Below are 3,523 nucleotides of genomic sequence, written 5' to 3' on the forward strand. Positions count from 1 at the left end.
CGCAAATGCATGGCGAATACCTCGGGGGTGACCACCATGCCAGGCTCTTCCAGGTCATAGCGGGCATCGGCTTTAGGCAGGATGCGGTGGTACATTAACACCCAGAGTTTCGCCTCTTGATTAGCTCGATTGTGTTCACCAAAAGAACTGGCGGCGAAAGTTAGCATGCCTTTAGCGCAGTATTTAATTGGACTCATCGGGTAACTCCCTAGGGCTTAAAATAGTGCTGGAGCTCATGCCAAAAGGGTTTCAGATCACCGAGCCGATTGACCTCGAATCGTTGATTGCGAAAACGGGGCGCAGCAAAGTCGACTAAGCGTTTCAATTTGGCCCGAAACGAATGGGGCCGCTTCAAAAAAATATAGAGGCTGTCCAGGTCGCCCATCAACCACCGTAGACGTTGTTGTACATTATAGTGATTGTTGGCGACTATCGGCTCACCGAAAAAACCGCTCACCAATTGCATCGGGAAATTAACCCCCGCATCGATCGCCAATTGTAAGGAGCCCCAGAAGCGAGTGTTCACTTCCATCAGATAGGGCGTACCGTCCTCAGCGATGCGAAATTCGACCATGGCCACGCCGTGCCAGTTCGCCGCTGAGAGCAGGGCACTGGCATGTGCCTGCAGGCGCTGGTCAACCTTAGCCGCCTGACTCAACACGCTAACGCCGCCCTCCGGCGGTTTTTCGCGCAGCCGTTGGTGCGCAAAGAACTGTATTGCTTGACCCTGATGGTAGAGACAAAAGAGCCCCGCGCCCTGGCCGGGGATAAATTCTTGCAGCATAAAGGGATGCTCGGCTAAGTAGCGATCGGACTGGCATACGCGGTTAAAATCCTGCGCCGAGTGTAACACTCGCACGTGCGTGCTGAGCCACCGATCGCCGAGAAAAATCTTCGACAGGCTGGGTTTTAGAACCACGGGATAGACCAGAGTGGTCGGATCCAGTTCGGCCAGTCGAGTGTAAAATCGGCTGAGTGGAACCGGGATGCCGAGCACTTGAGCGGATCTCACCAAGCGACTCTTATCGGCCAGTTGCATCACCCGTGAATAGGGTGCAAAGGCCATGGGCAAGTCGGGTAATCGCTCGGCATTTATCAGCAGTAATTGACTGGTCACCTCGGTGGTAGGGATCACCAGGTCGAACTGTCCGTTTAGACAGTTGGCCTTGACCCAGCACACAAAGGCCTCTGGCTGGTCGACAGGGCTGGGGTAGCGCAGGTAGCAACTGGCGTATTTTGACCGACCCGCGAGGGCCGTGGCGCTGACATCGGCAGTGACCAGGCGGGCGCTTCGATAATGCGATCCCAAGGCGCGGGTGACCGCGAGGGCGCTGCGTTGGTCGGCATCCATAACCAAGATAGTTCGCTGATTCGAATCCATTCGATATCGCCTAGTAATTTCTCGGCAGTGTATACCAAATAAACTGCCCCGGGGAGGGGTAGGCATGAGGACCGGATCACTCACGTCAAAAAAATAAAAGGCACAACAGTGACAAGGCGTGATCAACCTATTGGGCCGTTCTATTTGACAGCTATGCAGATAAGAACGCCAACCCTCAGGCTCAGGAGGTTTAGCCAAGACTGCAAAGGTAAACTGGTTCACAAAAACGAAAAAAAATAACATGACCGGTGAATTCAAGCCAAACACTATTAGCTTTTACAGGTTCCAGGTCGTAAGCTTTAGCCCTTATTGTTTTCACTGGATCAATGGAATGACCAGTCCCAAGCCAACTATTTTGCATGTTATCGACACCACCGGTCCCGGTGGTGCCGAGACCGTGTTTCTCAATTTAGCCGATGCGCTGCGTATCGATGGCTACTCGACACTGGCCCTGATCCAGGGGCCGGGTTGGTTGCAACAGCAACTTCAAAACCGGCAAATCCCCTTTGTGATCATAGCGCCCAGTGGTTGGCTCTCTATTGGCTACTATTGGGCCGTCTATAGATTAATGAAACAACACAACGTTAAGTTTGTTCAAGCCCATCTGCTCGGGTCCGCTTTAACATTTGCCTTATTGCACCTAGTGACTGCCATACCGGTCGTGGCCACCTTGCATGGCCATGTGGATGTGGATCCCAATGAGCGCTTTGTGGCGCTAAAACGATGGCTGCTGCGTAGAGGTTTGCATAGGGTGGTGGCAGTGAGTCGCCAATTAGCTGAGTACCTGGCCGACCGGAAGCTATTTGGTCGGCACCAGCTCGTGGTGATACACAATGGTATTGACGTTGCTCAGTATCAGGTAGCCAGGAGTGGACGGCTGCAACAGGAACTGAGCTTGCCGGCACAGGCCAAGTTGGTTGGCAGCATTGGCAATATTCGGCCGGCTAAGGATTATCCCAATCTTATCCAGGCTGCCGCGGTGCTATTGGCGCACAACTTAGATGTCCATTTTGTCATCGCAGGCCATCCCAAGGAACCCTTGCAATCGAGTCTGTATGCCTTAGTGAGTAAGTTGGGCATAGACAAAAATATACATTTTTTAGGTTTTATGGCGGACACCGCCGAATTTCTGGCTCAATTAGATGTCTTTGTATTGGCCTCAAAAAGTGAGGGGTTTTCAATTTCCACCTTAGAGGCAATGGCCGCCCGAGTGCCCATTGTCGCGACACGATGTGGCGGGCCAGAAGAAATACTGCGCCCCGATATCGATGGTCTGCTTGTCGAGACCTCCTGCCCGCGACAACTCTCGAGTGCAATAGCGCAACTGCTTGAACGGTCTACCACTGGCCCCTCAAGCATTGGACCCTTTGTGGCCAGTGCCTACGATAGGGTGACATCGGACTTCAGTCTAACGTCCATGATTGAACAATACAGGGCTCAAATTCAGACTGATATGCTCAACCTAAGGTAGGGTCATTGTTGATGAAAATGCTGAGCGCCATCCCCAGACAAATAAACAGTCGCTTTGGCTCAAAGCAGGGTTTAGTGAAATATGTGTATTTTGGCGTGCGCATGCTACTCGGCAGCTATGGTCGTTTCGATGTAAAAAAACTTGGTAGGCCGCATAGGTTAGTATTTGTCTGCTCGGGTAATATCTGCAGAAGCCCCTTTGCGGAGGGCGTGGCCAAAAAGGTTGGCTATAGCGCGATATCCTTTGGGCTCGATACCCGAGGTGGCGATGCGGCGGATGCTCGCGCCATGGCTATTGCCGAGCAAGAGGGCATCGATCTAAGGACCCATAGAACCACTAAGGCCTGCGACTATGTGCCGCACGTCGGCGACCTGATTGTGGTCATGGAGCCAAAACATTTAGCCTTATACAAAAAACTCAAGCTCAATGCTCCCGTTACGCTGTTGGGACTGTACGGACCGAAGAGTCTGCCCTATATTCAAGATCCCTACTCAGCGAGTGAGGCATATTTCGCTCGATGTCAAAAAATAATATTGCATAAAACAACCAAGCTTATTGAATATGTCTCGCAGTAACCCTAGCTACACGTTAGAGCGATTTTATTTTATCAATATAAAACCCATGTGGTTTTATTTTTGGCATGAACACCCTGCCTTTTGGTGCATCTGCGG

4 protein-coding genes are annotated in these 3,523 nt (G+C 51.7%); 2 read left to right on the forward strand and 2 right to left on the reverse strand.

Annotated elements, in window-relative coordinates; genetic code table 11:
- Together AC4FIC_RS12815 and AC4FIC_RS12820 are read right to left on the reverse strand one after the other, a co-directional pair.
- Positions 1 to 197 (reverse strand): hypothetical protein (locus AC4FIC_RS12815; protein ID WP_476194766.1); only part of this gene is annotated, 197 nt, incomplete at its 3' end.
- 11 nt (positions 198 to 208) lie between these two features.
- Positions 209 to 1,381 (reverse strand): carboxylate--amine ligase, encoded by a 1,173-nt coding sequence (locus AC4FIC_RS12820; protein WP_476194171.1) that lies wholly within the window; start codon positions 1,379 to 1,381, stop codon positions 209 to 211.
- 331 nt (positions 1,382 to 1,712) lie between these two features.
- Between AC4FIC_RS12820 and AC4FIC_RS12825 the strand changes: the two genes are divergently transcribed.
- The gene (locus tag AC4FIC_RS12825; RefSeq protein WP_487778779.1) at positions 1,713 to 2,852 is read left to right on the forward strand and encodes a glycosyltransferase; all 1,140 of its coding nucleotides are present in this window, start codon (positions 1,713 to 1,715) and stop codon (positions 2,850 to 2,852) included.
- Between the two features lie 11 nt (positions 2,853 to 2,863).
- Positions 2,864 to 3,427 (forward strand): arsenate-mycothiol transferase ArsC, encoded by a 564-nt coding sequence (locus AC4FIC_RS12830; RefSeq protein ID WP_476194169.1) that lies wholly within the window; start codon positions 2,864 to 2,866, stop codon positions 3,425 to 3,427.
- Positions 3,428 to 3,523: the final 96 nt, after the last annotated feature.

The organism is Reinekea sp. (assembly GCF_982785585.1).